Source organism: Sinomicrobium pectinilyticum, from assembly GCF_003725735.1.
Taxonomy (GTDB): Bacteria; Bacteroidota; Bacteroidia; order Flavobacteriales; family Flavobacteriaceae; genus Sinomicrobium; species Sinomicrobium pectinilyticum.
Genome location: NZ_RJTM01000193.1, coordinates 1 through 819 on the forward strand (window position 1 = coordinate 1; position 819 = coordinate 819).

The window sequence follows — 819 nt, forward strand, 5'->3', positions numbered from 1 at the left end:
ATATTACTTTATTTATTGCTGTAAAGACCTGGTCAATCAAAAGGCTTTAAACAAAGTTCAATATTATGAAACACCAATTTGGAGGCCCCTCAGAGAGGGGCTTTACATATTTGCATATCAATAACGTGCAAAAGGCTGCGAAGTCGAAGACATTCGCAGAGCCTGCAACACTTCGTTGAGCGGGTTTAGACAAACTCTTGTGGAATATTTTTAAACTGTTCTTTTTTATCCCATTTTTCAGGTTTTTCCTTTGGTTCAAACCAATGCGCACCTTCGCTTATCCATTTTTCTCTGTATTGTTTTGTTGATTCTTTTGTGTAGTCCTCATTACCGAACTCTACACCACAACAAGGGCAAATTTCATATGTAGGACAATTACCGTCTCTACCCCAAGGCAGATCGTCAATGTATAATCCGCAAACTCTGCAATTATGATCACTCATATTTATATCGATTTATTGTCTTAACCAATATTTTATACCATCTGTAGGTCTAAATATAGTTCTTGGAACTCCTAACGCATCCATAACACCAAATGTATTTGTTCCCGGATGGTACTTCAAAATATCCCCATTGGCTCTTGTTTTTATTAAAGTTCCCGCTGGAGAATTGTGCATAAAGTTCTTAGCTCCTTCTACATATTGTTGGCATTTAAAAACTCCGGAAATTCTACTCCATGTTTCTTCCAATGTCTAAAAGCATTCTTTACAGAACTCAACTTACTTGTTGATGTCCAAATCTGACTATTTCCCTTAGCGGCCAATGAAAAAACTCCGGAAATATTCTTAATGCCACCAACCTGAGGAATTCCCATAAGTG

General features: G+C 37.2%; 2 protein-coding genes. Both read right to left on the reverse strand.

The annotated features are described in order from the left end of the window. Positions 1-185: 185 nt before the first annotated feature. On the reverse strand, positions 186-443 hold the full coding sequence (locus tag ED312_RS23095) for a hypothetical protein (protein WP_123218389.1): 258 nt from the start codon (positions 441-443) through the stop codon (positions 186-188). A gap of 191 nt (positions 444-634) precedes the next feature. Beyond that, positions 635-819, reverse strand: a 185-nt coding sequence (locus ED312_RS24165; protein WP_206363309.1) for a hypothetical protein, incomplete at its 5' end; no start/stop codon positions are given.